Origin of the sequence: Salinibacterium sp. M195 (assembly GCF_019443965.1) — a bacterium.
GTDB lineage: Bacteria > Actinomycetota > Actinomycetes > Actinomycetales > Microbacteriaceae > Rhodoglobus.
Window position 1 is genome coordinate 1,311,168 of sequence record NZ_CP040814.1, and the last position, 17,234, is coordinate 1,328,401.

At 60.1% G+C, this 17,234-nt stretch carries 17 protein-coding genes; 8 read left to right on the top strand and 9 right to left on the bottom strand.

The features are described 5' to 3' along the window. Window positions 1–131: 131 nt before the first annotated feature. On the bottom strand, window positions 132–368 hold the full coding sequence (locus FFT87_RS06275; protein ID WP_219950459.1) for an acyl-CoA carboxylase epsilon subunit: 237 nt from the start codon (window positions 366–368) through the stop codon (window positions 132–134). After that, window positions 365–1,936: an acyl-CoA carboxylase subunit beta gene (locus tag FFT87_RS06280; RefSeq protein WP_219950731.1), complete on the bottom strand. Its 1,572-nt coding sequence runs from the start codon at window positions 1,934–1,936 to the stop codon at window positions 365–367. Before FFT87_RS06280 ends, FFT87_RS06275 begins: the two co-directional genes overlap by 4 nt. Window positions 1,937–2,076: 140 nt before the next feature. On the opposite strand from FFT87_RS06280, the gene FFT87_RS06285 reads away from it, so the two are divergent. From FFT87_RS06285 to FFT87_RS06295, 3 genes are read left to right on the top strand one after another with little or no spacing between them, the layout of a single operon-like run. Then, complete coding sequence (locus tag FFT87_RS06285) at window positions 2,077–2,853, top strand: biotin--[acetyl-CoA-carboxylase] ligase (RefSeq protein ID WP_255560092.1); 777 nt, start codon at window positions 2,077–2,079, stop codon at window positions 2,851–2,853. A 3-nt stretch (window positions 2,854–2,856) separates the two neighbouring features. Next, complete coding sequence (locus FFT87_RS06290) at window positions 2,857–3,399, top strand: PH domain-containing protein (protein ID WP_219950461.1); 543 nt, start codon at window positions 2,857–2,859, stop codon at window positions 3,397–3,399. 53 nt (window positions 3,400–3,452) lie between these two features. After that, window positions 3,453–4,754 (top strand): UDP-glucose/GDP-mannose dehydrogenase family protein, encoded by a 1,302-nt coding sequence (locus FFT87_RS06295; RefSeq protein WP_219950462.1) that lies wholly within the window; start codon window positions 3,453–3,455, stop codon window positions 4,752–4,754. Here FFT87_RS06295 and FFT87_RS06300 read toward each other — a convergent pair. Continuing rightward, a complete protein-coding gene (locus FFT87_RS06300) occupies window positions 4,653–5,201 on the bottom strand; it encodes a GtrA family protein (RefSeq protein WP_219950463.1) in 549 nt (182 codons plus the stop codon). The genes FFT87_RS06295 and FFT87_RS06300 overlap by 102 nt on opposite strands. A gap of 103 nt (window positions 5,202–5,304) precedes the next feature. On the opposite strand from FFT87_RS06300, the gene FFT87_RS06305 reads away from it, so the two are divergent. From FFT87_RS06305 to FFT87_RS06315, 3 genes are read left to right on the top strand one after another with little or no spacing between them, the layout of a single operon-like run. Next, a complete protein-coding gene (locus FFT87_RS06305; RefSeq protein ID WP_219950464.1) occupies window positions 5,305–6,423 on the top strand; it encodes a 5-(carboxyamino)imidazole ribonucleotide synthase in 1,119 nt (372 codons plus the stop codon). Between the two features lie 8 nt (window positions 6,424–6,431). Next, window positions 6,432–6,935 carry a 5-(carboxyamino)imidazole ribonucleotide mutase gene (gene purE / locus FFT87_RS06310; RefSeq protein ID WP_219950465.1) on the top strand — a complete coding sequence of 168 codons (504 nt, stop codon included), beginning with the start codon at window positions 6,432–6,434 and terminating at the stop codon, window positions 6,933–6,935. After that, the gene (locus FFT87_RS06315; protein ID WP_255560093.1) at window positions 6,932–8,290 is read left to right on the top strand and encodes an LCP family protein; all 1,359 of its coding nucleotides are present in this window, start codon (window positions 6,932–6,934) and stop codon (window positions 8,288–8,290) included. The genes purE and FFT87_RS06315 overlap by 4 nt, the downstream gene beginning before the upstream one ends. 23 nt (window positions 8,291–8,313) lie before the next feature. Here FFT87_RS06315 and FFT87_RS06320 read toward each other — a convergent pair whose 3' ends face one another. From FFT87_RS06320 to FFT87_RS06340, 5 genes are read right to left on the bottom strand one after another with little or no spacing between them, the layout of a single operon-like run. Then, the gene (locus FFT87_RS06320; RefSeq protein ID WP_219950466.1) at window positions 8,314–9,444 is read right to left on the bottom strand and encodes a glycosyltransferase; all 1,131 of its coding nucleotides are present in this window, start codon (window positions 9,442–9,444) and stop codon (window positions 8,314–8,316) included. After that, window positions 9,441–10,295, bottom strand: coding sequence for a dTDP-4-dehydrorhamnose reductase (rfbD, locus tag FFT87_RS06325; protein WP_219950467.1), 855 nt, complete (start codon window positions 10,293–10,295; stop codon window positions 9,441–9,443). The genes FFT87_RS06320 and rfbD overlap by 4 nt, the downstream gene beginning before the upstream one ends. Continuing rightward, window positions 10,292–11,275 carry a dTDP-glucose 4,6-dehydratase gene (gene rfbB, locus FFT87_RS06330; RefSeq protein WP_219950468.1) on the bottom strand — a complete coding sequence of 328 codons (984 nt, stop codon included), beginning with the start codon at window positions 11,273–11,275 and terminating at the stop codon, window positions 10,292–10,294. Before rfbB ends, rfbD begins: the two co-directional genes overlap by 4 nt. Then, window positions 11,272–12,285 (bottom strand): NAD(P)-dependent oxidoreductase, encoded by a 1,014-nt coding sequence (locus FFT87_RS06335; protein WP_219950469.1) that lies wholly within the window; start codon window positions 12,283–12,285, stop codon window positions 11,272–11,274. Before FFT87_RS06335 ends, rfbB begins: the two co-directional genes overlap by 4 nt. A gap of 35 nt (window positions 12,286–12,320) precedes the next feature. Beyond that, complete coding sequence (locus FFT87_RS06340; protein ID WP_219950470.1) at window positions 12,321–13,259, bottom strand: glycosyltransferase family 2 protein; 939 nt, start codon at window positions 13,257–13,259, stop codon at window positions 12,321–12,323. Window positions 13,260–13,325: 66 nt separating this feature from the next. On the opposite strand from FFT87_RS06340, the gene FFT87_RS06345 reads away from it, so the two are divergent. After that, window positions 13,326–14,318 (top strand): glycosyltransferase family 2 protein, encoded by a 993-nt coding sequence (locus FFT87_RS06345; RefSeq protein ID WP_219950471.1) that lies wholly within the window; start codon window positions 13,326–13,328, stop codon window positions 14,316–14,318. A gap of 77 nt (window positions 14,319–14,395) precedes the next feature. Beyond that, on the top strand, window positions 14,396–15,943 hold the full coding sequence (locus FFT87_RS06350; RefSeq protein ID WP_255560095.1) for a DUF2142 domain-containing protein: 1,548 nt from the start codon (window positions 14,396–14,398) through the stop codon (window positions 15,941–15,943). On the opposite strand, the gene FFT87_RS06355 is transcribed toward FFT87_RS06350, so the two are convergent. Continuing rightward, window positions 15,921–17,216 (bottom strand): nucleotide sugar dehydrogenase, encoded by a 1,296-nt coding sequence (locus tag FFT87_RS06355; RefSeq protein WP_219950473.1) that lies wholly within the window; start codon window positions 17,214–17,216, stop codon window positions 15,921–15,923. The two genes, FFT87_RS06350 and FFT87_RS06355, sit on opposite strands and share 23 nt — an antisense overlap. Window positions 17,217–17,234: the final 18 nt, after the last annotated feature.

Below are 17,234 nucleotides of genomic sequence, written 5' to 3' on the forward strand. Positions count from 1 at the left end.
AGGGGGACTCCCGGGGGACAATATTCGCGGATAACTGCGGAATACCCCGTATTTTTGTGGAATTCAACGAATTCCATGCCCCGCAATTGGGGTACGAGCGAGACGCTGGGGCATCGGCTGGGGCGAAGCTGTTAACGGCGGGCGCTTGCCTTCCAAGCTCCCGGGCCCGTGTGAATCGGTGTGCGTATGGGGCGCTGGCTGCGTGCCCACGCCGACACCGGAGCCGCATCATCGGCACCCGCGATTTCCGCCGACTCCGCGAGGGCGGCGCGCACGACAGCGGTAACCGCCGCAACCTCCTCTGGAGTGACGATTGTGGAGACGATGCGAATGTCGACCGGCTCCTCTCGCACGTGTTTGCCGATCACAGCGGAATGTTTCCGTGCTTCTTGGGCGGCATGCTCGAGCGCTTCGTGCGGAGGGCGCGGAGCGCCTTCACGATCTGCACGCGAGTGGCGGCAGGCTCAATAACTCCATCAAGCTCACCACGCTCAGCAGCCAAGAACGGGCTTGCAACGTTGTAGGTGTATTCGTTGGCCAGTCGCGTGCGCACGGCAGCGACATCCTCACCAGCGGCCTCAGCGGCCTTGATCTCACCGCGGTACAAAATATTGACGGCACCCTGGCCGCCCATGACGGCAATCTCCGCGGTCGGCCAGGCGTAGTTGAGGTCTGCACCCAGCTGCTTGGATCCCATGACGATGTATGCCCCGCCATAGGCCTTACGCGTGATGACGGTAACCAGTGGCACCGTCGCTTCGGCGTAGGCGTAGAGCAGTTTCGCGCCACGACGGATAACGCCTGTCCATTCCTGGTCGGTGCCGGGAAGGTAGCCGGGAACATCCACGAGAGTCAAGATCGGGATGCTGAAAGCGTCGCAGAAGCGCACGAAGCGCGAAGCCTTCTCGCCAGCTTCGATGTTGAGGGTTCCCGCCATCGCCTGCGGCTGGTTGGCAACAATACCCACGGAGCGACCTTCAACGCGGCCAAAACCGACGACGATGTTGGGGGCGAAGAGCGGCTGGGTCTCGAGGAAGTCACCGTTGTCGACAATGTGCTCGATGATCGTCTTCACGTCATAGGGCTGGTTGGGGCTGTCCGGGATGATCGTGTTGAGTTTGCGATCCTCGTCCGTGATCTCCAACTCAACTTCGCTCTCGTAAATGGGAGCATCCGACATGTTGTTGTCTGGCAAAAAGCCGACGAGGGTGCGGGCGTAGTCGAGGGCATCCGCCTCGTCGCTTGCAAGGTAGTGGGCTACGCCAGAAACCTTGTTGTGAGTGAGCGCGCCGCCCAGCTCTTCCATGCCGACATCTTCACCGGTGACCGTCTTGATGACGTCGGGGCCTGTCACGAACATCTGGCTGGTCTTGTCGACCATGATGACGAAGTCGGTGAGGGCGGGGGAGTACACGGCGCCACCGGCGGCCGGGCCCATGATGATGGAGATCTGCGGGATAACACCCGAAGCTTGCGTGTTGCGGCGAAAAATCTCGCCGTACTTGCCGAGAGCAACGACGCCCTCCTGAATGCGGGCGCCCCCTGAGTCAAGCATTCCGATGATCGGAACGCCCGTCTTCATCGCGTGGTCCATGACCTTGATGATCTTTTCGCCGGCAACTTCACCGAGAGAGCCGCCGAAGATAGTGAAGTCCTGAGCATAAACGGCAACCTGACGGCCGTGGATCGTGCCAACGCCCGTCACAACAGCGTCACCATAGGGCCGCTTCTTTTCCATGCCAAAGGCGTGGGTGCGATGACGAACGAACTCGTCAAGCTCGACGAAGGAGCCATGATCGAGCAGTTGTTCGATGCGCTCGCGGGCGGTCATCTTGCCCTTGGCGTGCTGCTTCTCAATCGCCGCGTCACCACTGGCAGTCACGGCTTCGTGATAACGGTTCTTGAGATCGGCGATCCGGCCGGCGGTCGTGAACATGTCTGGAGTCGTATTGTCTTCGGTCACTGTGTCACTTTACCCACCCCTGCCCCGCTTATGTGGTTGGCGGAACCCACAAGTTTCAGGCCGCTTTCATTGAGGAAACACTAGAGACAGATGAGTGCCTCTACGCTGAAGCGATGCAACTCCCTTTGAGCACCGCGGTTCTCGCCGACCTTCAGTACCGTGAGCAGGTCGGTTCAACCAACCACGAACTGATGGCGCAAGCCGCGCGCGGCGACGCGCAGCACCTTGCTGCGATGATCACCACAGATCAGACGGCAGGACGCGGCAGGCTCGGTCGGGAGTGGATCGCGCCGCCTGGCAGAACACTGGCTGTCTCGGTGCTGCTGGCGCCGAGCGACGCCACTATCGAATCTTTGGCCTGGATGCCGTTGATCGGCGGTCTGGCAATGGCTCGCGCCGTGCGCACCCTGGTCACCGATCGCGAGGTGACCCTGAAGTGGCCAAATGACGTGCAGATCGAGGGCATGAAAGTTTCCGGTTTACTCTCAGAGCTGGTTTCGGACGGCACGGGAGTCGTCGTCGGCGCCGGGCTGAACCTCACAATCGAGCGCGATGAGCTGCCGACATCCGTCTCAACGTCTTTGCTGCTGGAAGGAGTCGATCCTGGCGTCGATCTCGCACTCAGTCGCTATTTGACGGAACTCGTGGGTCTTTATGAACAGTTTGTTGTCGGCGGACTCGACCCGGTGCGCAGCGGGCTCGCGGATGCCGTGCGAGCCGAGTGTGGAACAATCGGCCGACGCGTGCGGGTAGAGCTTCCCGGTGGCGGTCGACTATTCGGCACGGCCGAAACCATCGATGATCACGGGCAGCTGGTAGTGCGGGATGACGCGAACAACGGCTTGCAGCACGTCGCGGCTGGCGACGTCACCCACCTGCGGTATGAATGAGCTATGCCAAATGAGACAGTGAGTGTTCAACGCGAGGCAATAGTTGCCCGCGTTCGCTCACACGCGCGTGCTTTGGTCTTTCCCGGCATCGTTCTCGTTGCTGTGGCAGCGGCTGTGGGCTTTTACTTCGGCAGCTTCGCCGAAGACTGGCAGAATCTTGCGCTGCTGACCGCGGGACTCGTTCTTATCGTTTTCGCCTGGTTCTTGCCCTACTTCAGCTGGCTTGCCAGAAACTACACCATCACCACACGCCGCGTCGTGCTCTCGAGCGGTGTCTTTATCCGCGTTCGGCAAGAGCTTTTGCACAGCCGCGGCTATGACGTGACCGTGCGTCAAACCTGGGTGCAGCGGATGTTCGGCAGCGGCGATTTGCTCATTAACGCCGGTCACGACTACCCGGTCGTGTTGCGGGACATCCCGTCGGTCTCTCTCACTCAAGCAGCTCTTCACGACCTCATGGAAAACAACCAGAATGTTGTTTCGATGAGACGCCAACGTGAAGAATCGCAGCCCTCGGACGAAACGACAGTCTGGGGAACTCGCTAGATTCAGCGCTGCACGTTATGTTCTGTCAACCCTGATCAGATAGGGTGCGCAACGTGAAGATCTCAGTTATTGGATGCGGCTACCTGGGTGCTGTTCATGCGTCCTCGCTCGCAAAACTCGGCCATGTTGTTGTCGGTATCGACATCGATCAGGCGAAAATTGACCTGCTGTCCTCCGCTAAGGCGCCCTTCTATGAGCCAGGGCTTCCCGAACTCTTAAGCGAGACGCTCGCGACGGGGGCTCTCACTTTCTCGACCGACATGCGTCTCGCGCGAGGGGCAGCGGTGCATTTTGTTGCCGTGGGCACTCCGCAGCAGGAAGACTCGAATGCGGTCGATTTGCGCGCCGTTGAGTCGGCATTCGAGGCGATCGTTCTCCAGGTCTCGCCTGGCGACGTCGTCGTCGGAAAATCAACGGTGCCGGTGGGAACCGCTCAGCGGCTTGCCGAGCTCGTTGAAGCAGCCGGGGCGCACCTCGTGTGGAATCCAGAATTCTTGCGCGAAGGCTATGCGGTAAAAGACACCATCAGCCCCGATCGCCTCGTCTATGGTGTGCGGCCGGGCGATGACCACTCTGTCGCCGTGCTCGATGAGGTGTACGCCTCAGCGCTCGCTCAAGAGATTCCTCGAGTAGTCACGGACTTTGCCACCTCGGAACTCGTCAAAGTTGCCGCTAACGCGTTCCTTGCGACAAAAATTTCGTTCATCAACGCCATGGCCGAGGTTGCTGAGGTCACCGGTGCTGATGTCACCCAGCTTGCGGATGCCATCGGTTATGACCAGCGCATCGGCCGCCGCTTTCTCAATGCCGGTCTCGGATTCGGCGGTGGCTGTCTCCCGAAGGACATCCGAGGCTTTATGGCGCGCGCGTCAGAGCTAGGAGCCGGCGACGCGCTGAACTTCCTCGGTGAGGTTGATGCGATCAACCTTCGCCGCCGTGAGCGCATGGTTGACCTGTGTCGCGAGGTTCTCGGCGGAAACATCGAGGGCGCAAAGATTGCGGTTCTTGGCCTCGCTTTCAAGCCAGATTCTGACGATGTGCGGGATTCTCCCGCGCTCGACGTTGCCGCTCGCCTTGCTGAGTTGGGTGGGAACGTTCGGGCGACCGACCCCCAAGCAGTCGAAACCTCGCGCCGCTTGCGCCCTGAGCTCGACTATGTGGCTACTGCGGAAGAGGCCGCCCGCGATGCTGATGTCGTACTTGTGCTGACCGAGTGGCGCGAATATCGAAACATCGATCCCGTCGCGCTCGGCTCAGTCGTTTCGGTGCGCGCGATCCTCGACGGTAGAAACTGTTTGGACCCGGTGCAGTGGCGCGAGGCCGGCTGGACGTACCGCGCTCTCGGTCGCCCCTAGGCCCGAATTAGCAGTGACTACTTCGCGGTGGGGGCTGAAAACCCACCAGCGGTAGAGAGCAAAACGGAAGAACGCCCCCAGCGCGAGGCCCACAACGTTCGTGGCAATGTTGTCGGCAAGGAGCGAGGTATAGCCAAGAACGTAGTGGGATACCCACAGGCTGAGCACCCCGATCCCCATTCCGGCGATGCTAACGAGAGCAAACTCGACGCCTTCGCGAGTGGCACGAGTGCGTGCCGAAGTGGCGAAAGTCCAGCGACGATTGCCAATCCAATTGGCGCCGATGGCCAAAGTGGTCGAGATGATTTTGGCGATCACCGGTCCTTCATGAAGAACGTCCGGTGAGAGAATTGTGAGCCGCAACAGATTGAATACCGCGACATCGATCACAAGCCCGCCGAGCCCTACTACGCCGAAACGCAGAAACTGGCCGAGCAGCTTTCGCATGTGATCTCCGTGGTAGACAAGAATGGGGCAGGGCGGTTGGAAGTCTAACCGTCCAAGCTAGGCCCGAAGCTGGGCATCATCCTAGACAGTGCAGGAGTCACTAGTGCCACCAATCGTGGGCGTAATTGGCGGAGGCCAGCTGGCCAGAATGATGATCCCGCGCGCAATCGAGCTCGGTTTCGAGTTGCGCGTGCTCGCGGAGGCCGAAGGAATGTCTGCCGCGATTGCCGCCACTGCGGTCGGCGACTATCGGGATGCGGCCACCGTTCTTGAGTTTGCTCGCGATGTTGACGTGATTACGTTCGACCATGAGCACGTGCCTCAGGATGTGCTGGCTCAGTTGGCCGAGGCCGGGGTCTCCGTGCACCCGGGCGCAGCACCACTCGCGGTTGCTCAAGACAAGATTCTGATGCGCCAAGAGCTCACGCGCCTGGGGCTGCCCGTTCCTGAATGGGCGAGCGTGTCGACGCCAGCCGAGCTTGAGGACTTTCTTGCTGCCAACGGCGGTCGGGTGATCGTCAAAACTCCTCGCGGAGGCTATGACGGCAAAGGTGTTCGTGTTGTCTCAGAGTCCAGCGACGTCGCAGACTGGTTCGAAGCGGGTGGGCCACTCCTTGCCGAAGAGTTGGTGTCATTCACTCGGGAACTTGCACAACTCGCCGCACGTAGTCCTAGTGGCGAAGTAGCCCTCTGGCCTCTCGTGGAATCAATCCAACAAGACGGGGTGTGCGCTGAAGTCATCGCGCCAGCGCCATCGCTCACCGCGCCAACGGCGGCTGCCGCAGCCGAGATCGCTCGCACCGTCGCCGACAAGCTCGGCGTCACTGGTGTTCTCGCGGTGGAACTCTTCGAGACCGCCGATGGGCAACTGCTGATCAATGAGCTCGCCATGCGCCCCCACAACAGCGGGCACTGGACCATGGATGGCGCGGTCACCAGCCAATTCGAACAACACTTGCGGGCCGTGCTCGATCTGCCTCTCGGCGCGACAGATGCGCGCTCGCCGTGGACCGTCATGATCAACGTTCTCGGGGGACCAACATCCGGAACCATCGCTGAGCGTTATCCGCTCGCCCTCGCCAACCAACCCACCGCCAAATTTCACGAATATGGCAAAGCCCCGCGACCCGGTCGCAAGGTCGGACACGTGAACGTGAGCGGTGTTGACCTCGACGATGTCGTGTACCGCGCGCGTGCCGCAGCGGCGATTCTCAAGGATTGACATCTAGCATGGGTTCCGTGACTCAACCGCAAGTAGCCGTCGTAATGGGATCAGACTCTGACTGGAAGGTCATGGTCGACGCTTCTGCCGCGCTCAAAGACTTTGGAATTGTGCACGAAGTCAGCGTGGTTTCGGCCCACCGCAGCCCCGAAAAAATGATTGCGTTCGGCAAAGAGGCTGCCAGTCGTGGCATTCGAGTGATCATTGCGGGCGCTGGCGGAGCAGCCCACTTGCCTGGCATGCTCGCCGCAGTTACTACCCTCCCGGTTGTCGGCGTTCCTGTTCCTCTCGCCAAGCTTGACGGCATGGATTCGTTGCTGTCGATTGTGCAAATGCCCGCGGGCATCCCCGTCGCAACTGTCTCGATTGGTGGAGCACGAAACGCGGGAATCCTCGCCGCGCGCATCCTCGGCTCTGGTGATGCCGAATTGACTCAGAAGCTGGCCGACTACGCGGCAAGCCTCGAGGCAATGGTGGATGACAAGAACGCTGCACTGAACGCGAGCCTGTGAGCGCATCTAGTTCACTCCGTCAGCCAGCCGACCGTTCGGCGGCGACGATGACAAAGCGCGCGTGGTGGCTACTCGGCCTCAACATTCTTATTCCCGGCTCGGCCCAGTTGCTCGCCGGAAATCGCAAGCTTGGGCGTTTTGGGGTCGTCGCGAGCTTGATCTTCGTGCTCCTCGTGGTGCTCGCGATCATATTGATGACTGCGGCTCCGGCGGTGCTGCTCACGATCGGCAGCAGCACGATCGGTCTCTGGGCAATCGCCATAATGCTGGCCTTCTATGCAGTGCTGTGGCTTGTGCTGACCGTCAACGCCTGGCGGTTGGCGAATCTCGGCCGAGCCAGTACCGGAGGCCGAACCCTCGTCGCTGCCTTTAGTGCCCTCGTGCTTGTTGCCGTTGCCGGCACTGCCGGGTACGGCGCCTACGTAGCCACGACAGCTAACTCATTCCTGAGCGATGTCTTCATCGCCGCCCCCACCAAGGAACCCGTCAACGGACGTTACAACATCCTCTTGCTGGGAGGAGACGCTGGCGCAGACCGTGACGGTTTGCGCCCCGACAGCATCACTCTGGCCAGCATCGACGCGGAAACGGGCGAAGCTGTCTTGATTGGGCTACCCCGAAACATGGAGCGCACTCCGTTCGTTGCCGGTTCGCCCCTCGCTGACAAATACCCGGAAGGCTATGGCGTCTATGGCTGCGACGTTGACGTATGCCTGCTGAATTCCATCTACACCGAAGTCGAGCTCAACACCCCAGAGCTGTATCCCGACGCTGTTGCCAACGGAAGCACACCCGGAATCGAAGCAATGCGTGACGCCGTCGAAGGAATCACCGGCCTCAGCATCCAGTACTACGCCCTTATCGACATGCAAGGGTTCTCTGACCTCATCGACTCGCTCGGTGGCGTCACGATCAATGTTGAAGAAGCAGTGCCGATTCATAGCGATCCCGAATTCACCATTGTTGCCGAGTGGATTCCCGCCGGCGTGCAAGTGATGGATGGCTACCACGCGCTCTGGTTCGCCCGTTCACGCCACGACACCACTGACTACGACCGAATGGGGCGGCAGCGTCAGCTGCAGCAAGCCGTTGTCGAACAATTCACTCCGTCAAACGTGTTGACGAAGTTTCAAGCGATTGCGTCAGCCAGCTCGAAAGTGGTCACGACCGATGTTCCTCAAGGAAGCTTGGGTTACTTTGTGAACCTCGCGTCGAAAACCCGTGCGCTGCCGATTGGTTCGCTCGAGTTAGTTCCGGCAAACGACATCGATCCTGAGTACCCCGACTTCGAGTATGTTCGCGAGCTCGTGGCCGGAGCTACAGTGCCAACGGTGGTAGACGACAGCACCGAATAGCCGGCGCCGAATAGTGGCGGCTATTACAGGTCAGCGTGCAGTTGCCAGACCTTTTCCGCTGACATGCGCCAATTGAATGCGCGGGAACGATCCTGACCGGCATAGAAGAGCCGCTCAGCGAATGGAGCATCGTTCAGCACCCGATTGACCCCTTCGGCAAGCGCCTCGCTATAGCCTTCTGACGGCTCGCGTTCGACAACGACTCCGGCATCAGCGGCAAGTTCCACCAGTGCGGGCGCATCAGAGTGCACGACAGGAATACCAAACGAGAGAGCCTCAAGCACAGGCATCCCGAATCCGACATCTAGGTTGGGATACACGAATGCCGATGCATGGTCGAAAGCCACCGACAGGTCTTCGTTGCTGAGAGTGCCGAGGCAACGAACACGCTCAGGACGGATCCCTTCGGAAGCGACGAAGGCGGCGATCGTTTCATCGTCGGGCTCTGGCCCTACCAAAAGCAGAACTACATCATCGTCGACGTCGCGGAGGGCACGGATAAGGTGATCGATCGCGCGATTCGGATCAAGGCCACCGATGGCGAGCAAGAATCGCTCGGGCAGGTTGAGCTCTTCTGCTCGTTCTTCACCGTTGTCGGGCACGCGCAAACTCGTACTTGGGGCACCACTAATAACGCGCACCCGATCGCCGAACTGGGCAATCTCGTCAAGCTGCTGGGCAACGGTGTGGCTGGGAACCACTACGGCGTCGGCATACTTCTCAGCACGGGCAAGCATCGCGCGGCTCCAGCTTGCCTGACGGCTTCCGAGCTGGTCTTGGCGCGTCCAAGCGACGGTTTCGTGCACCGTCACCACGATTTGATCGCCGCGATGGAGGCGGTCGTGGCGGCGAAGCGGGGCGAGGAGGCTCGTAGCGTGCAGCATTCCGGTGCCCGGAATTTTCGTGAAACCGTGCTGCCAGGATGCCCGCAACTCACGGCGGCTGAGCGCACTCTTATGCAGCTTCGCCAGGTTCGGTAGCCGTTCAGCAATAAGCGCGTATTCAGCGTCGGTTGACGCCGATACGAATGCTTCCACATAACAGTTGTTCGGCGCGCTCGCGATGAGCCCTCTCGTCAACTCTTCCGAATATCGGGCGACGCTGCCGTGATTCGGCGAGAGCATCTCATCGATGATGACGCGGAGATTGGTCATTCGGCAGTCAACGCTCCTGATTCAAAGGCGGCCTGAAGGGCCTGCTTCCAATCACGCATTGGTTCAATCCCCGCATCGAGCCACGCATGGTGACCGAGTACAGAAAAGCTTGGTCGGGGCGCAGGCCTCTGAAAAGCTGAACTGTCGGTCGGCTTGACCCTATCAGGATCGAGTCCGGCGCAGACGAAAACGGCTTGAGCAAGATCGAACCACGTAGCTTGTCCCGAATTTGTGCCGTGGAAAATTCCAGCGGGAGTTCCGGCATCAACGAGGGCAACAAGTTGATCAGCGAGATCACCCGTCCAAGTGGGCTGACCTCTCTGGTCGTTAACAACTTCGAGAGTGTCGCGGTCTGCAGCAAGCTTCAGCATGGTGCGGGGAAAATTCGACCCGTTCTTGCCATAAAGCCAAGCGGTACGCACAATCGCCGTGCGACCGGGATTGTGCTCGAGAGCTAGCAACTCGCCTGCAGCCTTCGTGCGGCCGTAGGCGGATACCGGATGCCGGAGAGCATCTTCGAGGTAAGGCTCGGTGGCCGTGCCGTCGAATACGTAGTCTGTCGAAAGCTGCACGAGCCGAGATCCGTGTTTTGCTGCGGCACGAGCCAGGTTGTGTGGCCCAACCGCGTTGACGAGGTGAGCGTTCTCTTCGTCAGTCTCAGCGTCATCCACTCGGGTGTACGCCGATGTGTTGATGATGACGTCGAAACCCTCCAGCGTTGCGAGAGTAGCTGTACCGTCGGTGATGTCGAGCTCGGCGCGAGTGAACCCAGTGGCTTCACGGCCGCTGAGGGCGTGCATGAGGTCGGTGCCGAGCATTCCGCCAGCACCAACCACAGCGATTCGCGTCACAGCGCAGCCTTGTCCTTGAGCGGTTCCCACCACTGGCGGTTGTCGCGGTACCACTGCACAACGTCAGCGAGACCCTGCTCGAACGGCACCTGAGGTGCATAGCCAAGCTCAGACTGAATCTTGGAGATGTCGACGCTGTAGCGCAGGTCGTGACCGAGGCGATCCTCAACGCGGTCGACTGATGACCAGTCGGTGCCGGTGTGGTCGAGGAGCATCTGGGTGAGCTCCTTGTTGGTGAGTTCTGTGCCGCCGCCGATGTTATAGATTTCGCCAGCCCGACCACCCGATACGACGAGAGCGATGCCGCGGCAGTGGTCGTCAACGTGCAGCCAGTCGCGGATGTTGTTGCCCTCGCCGTAGAGGGGAACGTGTTTGCCGTCGATCAGATTGGTGACGAACAAGGGAATCAGCTTCTCGGGGAAGTGGTACGGACCGTAGTTGTTAGAACAGCGTGTGATTGACACGTTGAGTCCGTGGGTGCGGTAGTAGCTGCGCGCGAGCAGGTCGCTGCCAGCCTTGGACGCCGAGTACGGCGAGTTGGGCTCGAGCGGGCGAAGTTCGTCCCACGAACCTTCCGCAATCGAGCCGTAGACCTCGTCTGTTGAGACGTGAACAAACCGAGGTGTCTTGGCGCGAAGTGCAGCATCGAGCAGGCGTTGCGTACCGAGAACGTTCGTCTCGACAAAAGCGCTGGCATCGCGCACTGAGCGGTCAACGTGTGACTCTGCGGCGAAGTGCACGATCGTGTCGACGTCACCCAGAAGCTGGTCGAGCAGATCAGCATCGCGGATGTCGCCCTCAACGAATGTGTAGCGGGGCGAGTCGGCGATCGGTGCCAGATTTTCGAGGTTTCCCGAGTAGGTCAAGGCATCAAGCACCACGACATCGGCACCAGCAAGACCAGGGTAGGTGTCTTCTAGTGTGCGTCGAACGAAGTTCGAGCCGATGAATCCGGCGCCGCCGGTCACGAGGATCTTCATGAGGGGTTCCTATCTGAATTGGGTGCAGAGTCTGTGGAGCGTGCTGAAGCGCCAGAGGTGGGAAATTCTGAGGCCAAGGTTCGCTTGAGGGCTTCCTGCAAGCTGTACGTGGCGGTGTAGCCGGAGTCGCGCAGCCGATCGGTGTTCACCGTTGTATCGGCGGCGAACTTGCGAATTCGAACAGCGCTAATGGGAAAAGTTCGTCTGGTGATCTTAGCGGCAGCGTCAAAGACGTAGCCGGCGGCTATCCCCAGCGCGAGTGGTAGGCGCAATCCACTGGCAGCGTGAATGTTCATTTCGTCGCGCAAAATCGAGATGAGATCCTTCGTCGACAGATCGGGCTTGTCAGCGAAATTGCGGATCTCGATGCCTGCAGGAGCCTCGAGTCTGCTTGCGATGTAGCCGACGATGTTGCCGACGTACGCCATCGACTTCTTGTTTTCGCCCTTGCCCACCATGATGAAGCGGCCAGAGGAGACCTGCTTTGCCAGGTTGTACACGTTGCCGCGGTTGCCTTCGCCGAACACGACTGACGGTCGCACCATCGCTAACGAGCGTGCGGCATCCGCGTTCGCCCATTCGCTGAAAACGCCCTCGGCTACGAGCTTTGAACGACCGTATTCGTTGAAGGGTTCTGGCACCGAGTCTTCGGCAGCATTGTTCTTGTCGAGGCCGTAGATCGCAACGGTGCTCGTAAAAACGATGCGCTGGATGCCGTTGGCCTCCGCGGCGGCCACAAGGGCGTGAGCGCCACCCACATTGACCTCGGTGTAGAGGCTCAGCGGCGAAACGTCATCCCGATGTTCCGCGGCAAGGTTGATGATCGCGTCGTGGCCAACACTCGCCGCCGTTAGTTCATCGGCGGAGCGCACATCGCCAGTGATCGATTGTTCCGGAAACTTCGTCGAGCGGTGACGGTCGAAATTGGTGAACTGGTGGCCTTGCTCGTGCAAAACTTCGAGAAGGCGACTGCCGATAAAGCCACTACCTCCGACGACGAGAACTTTCATAGAGCTACCTTCTCTGTTTGCGTCAGACTTGCTATTCACCAGACACCAGCGACGATCAATAAGCCAATTATCCACTGATCTCTTGGGCGTCGCCTGAGTTGTGATGCTCGACGAGCAAGGGCGAATCGAGACCGCAGGTCCCGTTTATCTACGAGCTCGCGCATCAGTGTCAGTTCAGCAGTGAACGTGTCGTTGGCGACGCTAATGGCAACGCGAGTTAACAGCTGAGCTTGACCACGATGCCACTGTTCGCGCACTAAAGACAACCGCGAGAGCGCCGAGCGAGCGCCGACGTTAGCGCCCATGACGTTCGCATCGTGCTGACGGTACTCAACGGTAGGAACAGAATCTATGTGCCAAAGCCAGCCGTGAGCGCGGGCGAGAACGTAGATCAGCCAGTCGTGATGCTGAGGTACCGTCCCGGCCTGGGCGGAGTTGAGGAAGTCGCGCGTGAGAGCGATGAGACGGCGAGAGAGGAGAAATGTTGAGCCCGGTCCTGGGCTCTCCAACAGATAGTCGAATCGTCGCTGCGGAAAGTCTTTCTTGACGAGGCTGCGAGAGCCGTCCGCCGTAAACGAGGTGACGTTCGAGGACACCCCGTCTGCGTCAAGGGCGAGGCTCAGTCGAACGTGCGAAGAAAGCTTCGTGGGGATCCAGATGTCATCTTGGTCGCAGAACGCGTAAAACTCACGGTCGGCGGGTGCGAGCTGAACGAGGCGGTAGAAGTTGGCAGCAGCGCTGCCCGAAGCGCCATCGCTGGCAATGATCGTCAACCGCGGTTCGGCTGCGGAGCGTTCGGCGAGCCACTCTGCTGTGCCATCCGTTGACGCGTCGTCACGAACGAAGACTTCTACGTCGACGCCCGACTGATTCAGCACGCTGTCGAGTTGCTCGGGCAGCCACCGCCGGCCGTTGTGGGTCGCCAGTAGAACGGCAACGCGGGGGAGCACCCCAGGGGTGAGATCGGCAGGCATAACTCCCCAATGATAGTTGGCTTGGCGTTGCGCGGTGAAGCGAGTGCTTCGCCTTAAGCTGGAGCCATGAGTGCGCTTGAGTCGACCCCCACTATCTCGGTGGCTTTGTGCACTCACAATGGTGCCTTGTATATCGAAGAGCAACTGGTGAGCATCCTCGAACAGCAGCCAGCGCCACAGCAACTTGTTGTCTCGGATGACGCGTCACGTGACGCCACGATCGCCATCGTCCATGAGGTCGCAGCACGCTATCCCGCGGTAAAGCTCACCGTTCTTGAAAACGTTCCCCCTCTCGGCGTGACCAAAAATTTTGAACAGGCGATTCGTGCGTGCACAGGCGATCTCATTGCGCTGAGCGATCAGGATGATGTGTGGCACACGGGCAGACTTGCTCTTTTCGTGACGGAGTTCGCGGCACACCCCGACGTTGCGCTCATCCATAGTGATGCGCGTCTCGTCGATGCCGAGGGCGCGACCGTCGGTCAGACACTGATGGGAGCATTGGAAGTGGGAGCGGGCGAAATAGCCAGCATTCATTCGGGTGACGCTTTTTCGGTTGTGCTCCGCCGCAACGTAGTGACGGGGGCATGTTCGGTGTTGCGAAAAAGCCTTGTCGAGTTTGCGGCACCGTTTCCCCCATCGTGGGTGCACGATGAATGGTTGGGGGTGATCGCGGCGGCCGTGGCCTCGACCGACATCATTGAGCAGCCCACGATTGACTATCGCCAGCACGGCGCAAACCAAATCGGCGCAACTAAGCTCACACTGGCCGGCAAATTCGGGCGCATGATGGAGCCTCGACGTGCCCGCAATGCGCGACTCGAAACCAATATGACGGTGCTCGTTGACCGGCTCCAACGCCTCGGGTCGCGCGTAGATGACGACACCATGCACCGCGCGCGCGCCAAGCTTCAGCACGAACAGATGCGCAATGCGCTCCCGGCAGGCCGATTGCGCCGCATTCCTCCCGTCACCAGAGCTCTCGTGTCTGGACACTACGGTCGCTACTCCCGTGGTCCCCTCGACGCGGTGCGCGACGTTCTGCAACCGGTCGATTGACGGCGGCGTTCCGCCGTCGCTCGCATTCTCTGAGATAACCTGTACGGATGGTAACCGGACGCTCTGAACCTATTGTCGTGTCCGGGCAACCCCGCTTGCGGCGACGTTTTCGTCTCATCGCTTTGGCGCCGGTATTGGCGCTGCTCGCTCTCTCGGCTTGGGCATTCGCCTCGCCGATGGGAGCAGCGCCCGATGACGACTATCACTTAGTGAGCATCTGGTGTTCGACGGGCAACGAGGCGTATTGCCAGCCTGGCTCCACGGATGCCACTCGGCTCGTTCCACCTGCGATCCTAGAATCGCCATGCTATGCCTTCTACATCGACGACAGTGCCGCGTGTCAGAACAGCCTCGATTTTGAGGCCGGAGAACTCGTCGAATCGAAGCGCGGAAATTTCGTGGGCGCGTACCCTCCGCTGTATTACTCGGTGATGAGCGTCTTCGTGACTCCGGATGAGCACTTCTCTGTCATGATGATGCGGCTTTTCAATTCGATCTTGTTCGTCGCGATTACGACGGCACTGTATGTTCTGTTGCCGCGCGCTCGCAGACCCGCCTTGGTCTGGGGCTGGCTAATTACGACGCTACCGCTGGGTGTTTTCCTGCTGGCCTCGAACAATCCAAGCGGCTGGGGTGTCGCCGGCGTCGGTTCCGCGTGGCTCGCCCTCCTCAGTTTCTATGACGCGCGTACTCCTGTTTCCCGGTGGGCTTCCGCGGTTCTCGTGGTGATTTCAGTTCTCATGGCCGCTGGATCTCGCGGTGACGCAGCTCTCTACGTCACTGGCGCGCTCGGCGTCGCCGCAATCCTCGCTTTCGCCAACACGAAACGATTCTGGCTGTCGACTCTTCTGCCTCTCGCTATGGCGGTAGTCGCCGCCGCCTTCTTCCTGAGCGCTCGTCAGACGTCCTCCGGTGTTAATGGCTTCGGCGGACAAGAAGCTGGTCCGACGGGGGAGCAAGCCGTTGCCGCCGCCGACAACTTGGGAGGCTTCGGTCTCTTGGTGTCCAACTTCCTTAACGTTCCGTCGCTGTGGGTTGGTTCGTTCGGAAGCTGGCCGCTCGGTTGGCTCGATACACCGCTTCCTGAAGCAGTCACGTTCCTCGCTTTGGCCGCATTCGTCGGCATCGGCTTCGTCGGGCTGTCTACGCTCGATTGGCGTAAGGCGACGGCAATAGCGGGGGTCGGTTTCGTGTTGTGGGCCTTACCTACCTATGTGCTGACTCAGGGCGGAGACCGCGTGGGCGAGCAAGTGCAGCCGCGCTACATTTTGCCGTTGGTCGTCCTGCTCGGCGGGCTCCTCGTGCTGCAGGTAGGCCGCAAACGTTTTGCGCTCGGTCGCGTGCAAACGATCGCAATAGTTCTCTCGCTGAGCGCGGCCTACCTCGTCGCGCTCCACATGACGATGCGCCGCTACATCACCGGAAACGACGCTCCTGGTTGGAACCTCAACGCGGGAGCGGAATGGTTCTGGTCCGGAGTTCCCGCACCCATGATCGTCTGGGGAGTCGGATCGCTAGCGTTCGCGGCTCTTGTAGTGATTCTGGCGCGCGAAATGTCGATCTCAGCTGCAGCTGCAGCAGAGATCGACCACAACGAGAAAACTACGGAGTCGGTTTCCCGATAACGCGGTACGTCACACCCGGCCACTGTTCGGCGCTGCTCACACGGCGTCCATCAACAAACGTGCGGATGCCGGGCAGCTGCTCTGCGCTGAGAGTACGGTACTCCGCGTGATCGGCTTGCACTACGGCGGCGTCGATCGGCTCACCGTAGTGGTACGGAGTGAAGCCGAGTTTGGTCAGTTCGTCGTCGGTGTAGAGCGGGTCGTGCACGAGCACTGTCGCGCCACGGCTGGTGAGAGCTTCTACGGCGGCGAAGACACCAGAGAATGCTGTCTCCTTGACCTCACCGCGATACGCAGCGCCGAGAACGACGACGCGAGCACCGCTAACTTCGCCGTGGGCTCCTTCGAGGAGGCCAATCGTGTACTCAGGCATTCCGGCGTTCGCTTCGCGCGCGGCGCGTACGATGGTGGCGTCAGGATCGTTCCACAGGTACAGGCGCGGGTAGACGGGGATGCAGTGGCCTCCGACCGCGATTCCAGGCTGGTGGATGTGGCTGAATGGCTGTGAGTTCGTCGCCTGGATAACGGCGTAAATGTCGATGCCATTGTCGCCGGCAAAGCGGGCGAACTGGTTGGCAAGCCCGATGTTGACGTCGCGATAGGTGGTTTCCGCCAGTTTGGCAAGTTCGGATGCTTCAGCCGAACCGAGATCCCAGACACCGTTCTCGCGAGCCAGGTCGGGGCGCGCGTCGAAGTCGAGCACTGCGTTGTAGAAATCGGTAGCTTGCTTGGCGCCTTCAGCAGATAAGCCGCCAACAAGCTTGGGGTACTTGCGGAGGTCCTCGAAGACACGGCCAGTGAGAACGCGCTCGGGGGAGAAGACGAGGTGGAAGTCTGTGCCTTCGGTCAGGCCGGAGACCTCTTCGAGCAGCGGCTTCCAACGGTTGCGGGTCGTGCCAACAGGCAGAGTCGTTTCGTAGGAAACAAGGGTGCCGGGGGTCAGGTGCTCACCGAGTGACCGAGTGGCGACATCCATCCACCCGAAATCGGGCTTGGCATCATTGTCCACAAACAGCGGTACGACGAGCACAACAGCATCGGCGCCGGGGATGGCGTCGGCGTAGTCGGTTGTGGCACGAAGTTTGCCCGCGGGGACGAGTTCGCTCAAGCGTTCTTGCAGGTGGGCTTCACCGGGAAAAGGCTCGATACCTTTATTGATGAGGTCGACGAACTCGGCGTTGATATCAACACCAACGACGTCGTGGCCCTTCGAGGCGAATTGAACGGCCAAGGGAAGGCCGATCTTACCGAGAGCGACAACTGCAATTTTCACGAAATAGAGTCCTTTAGG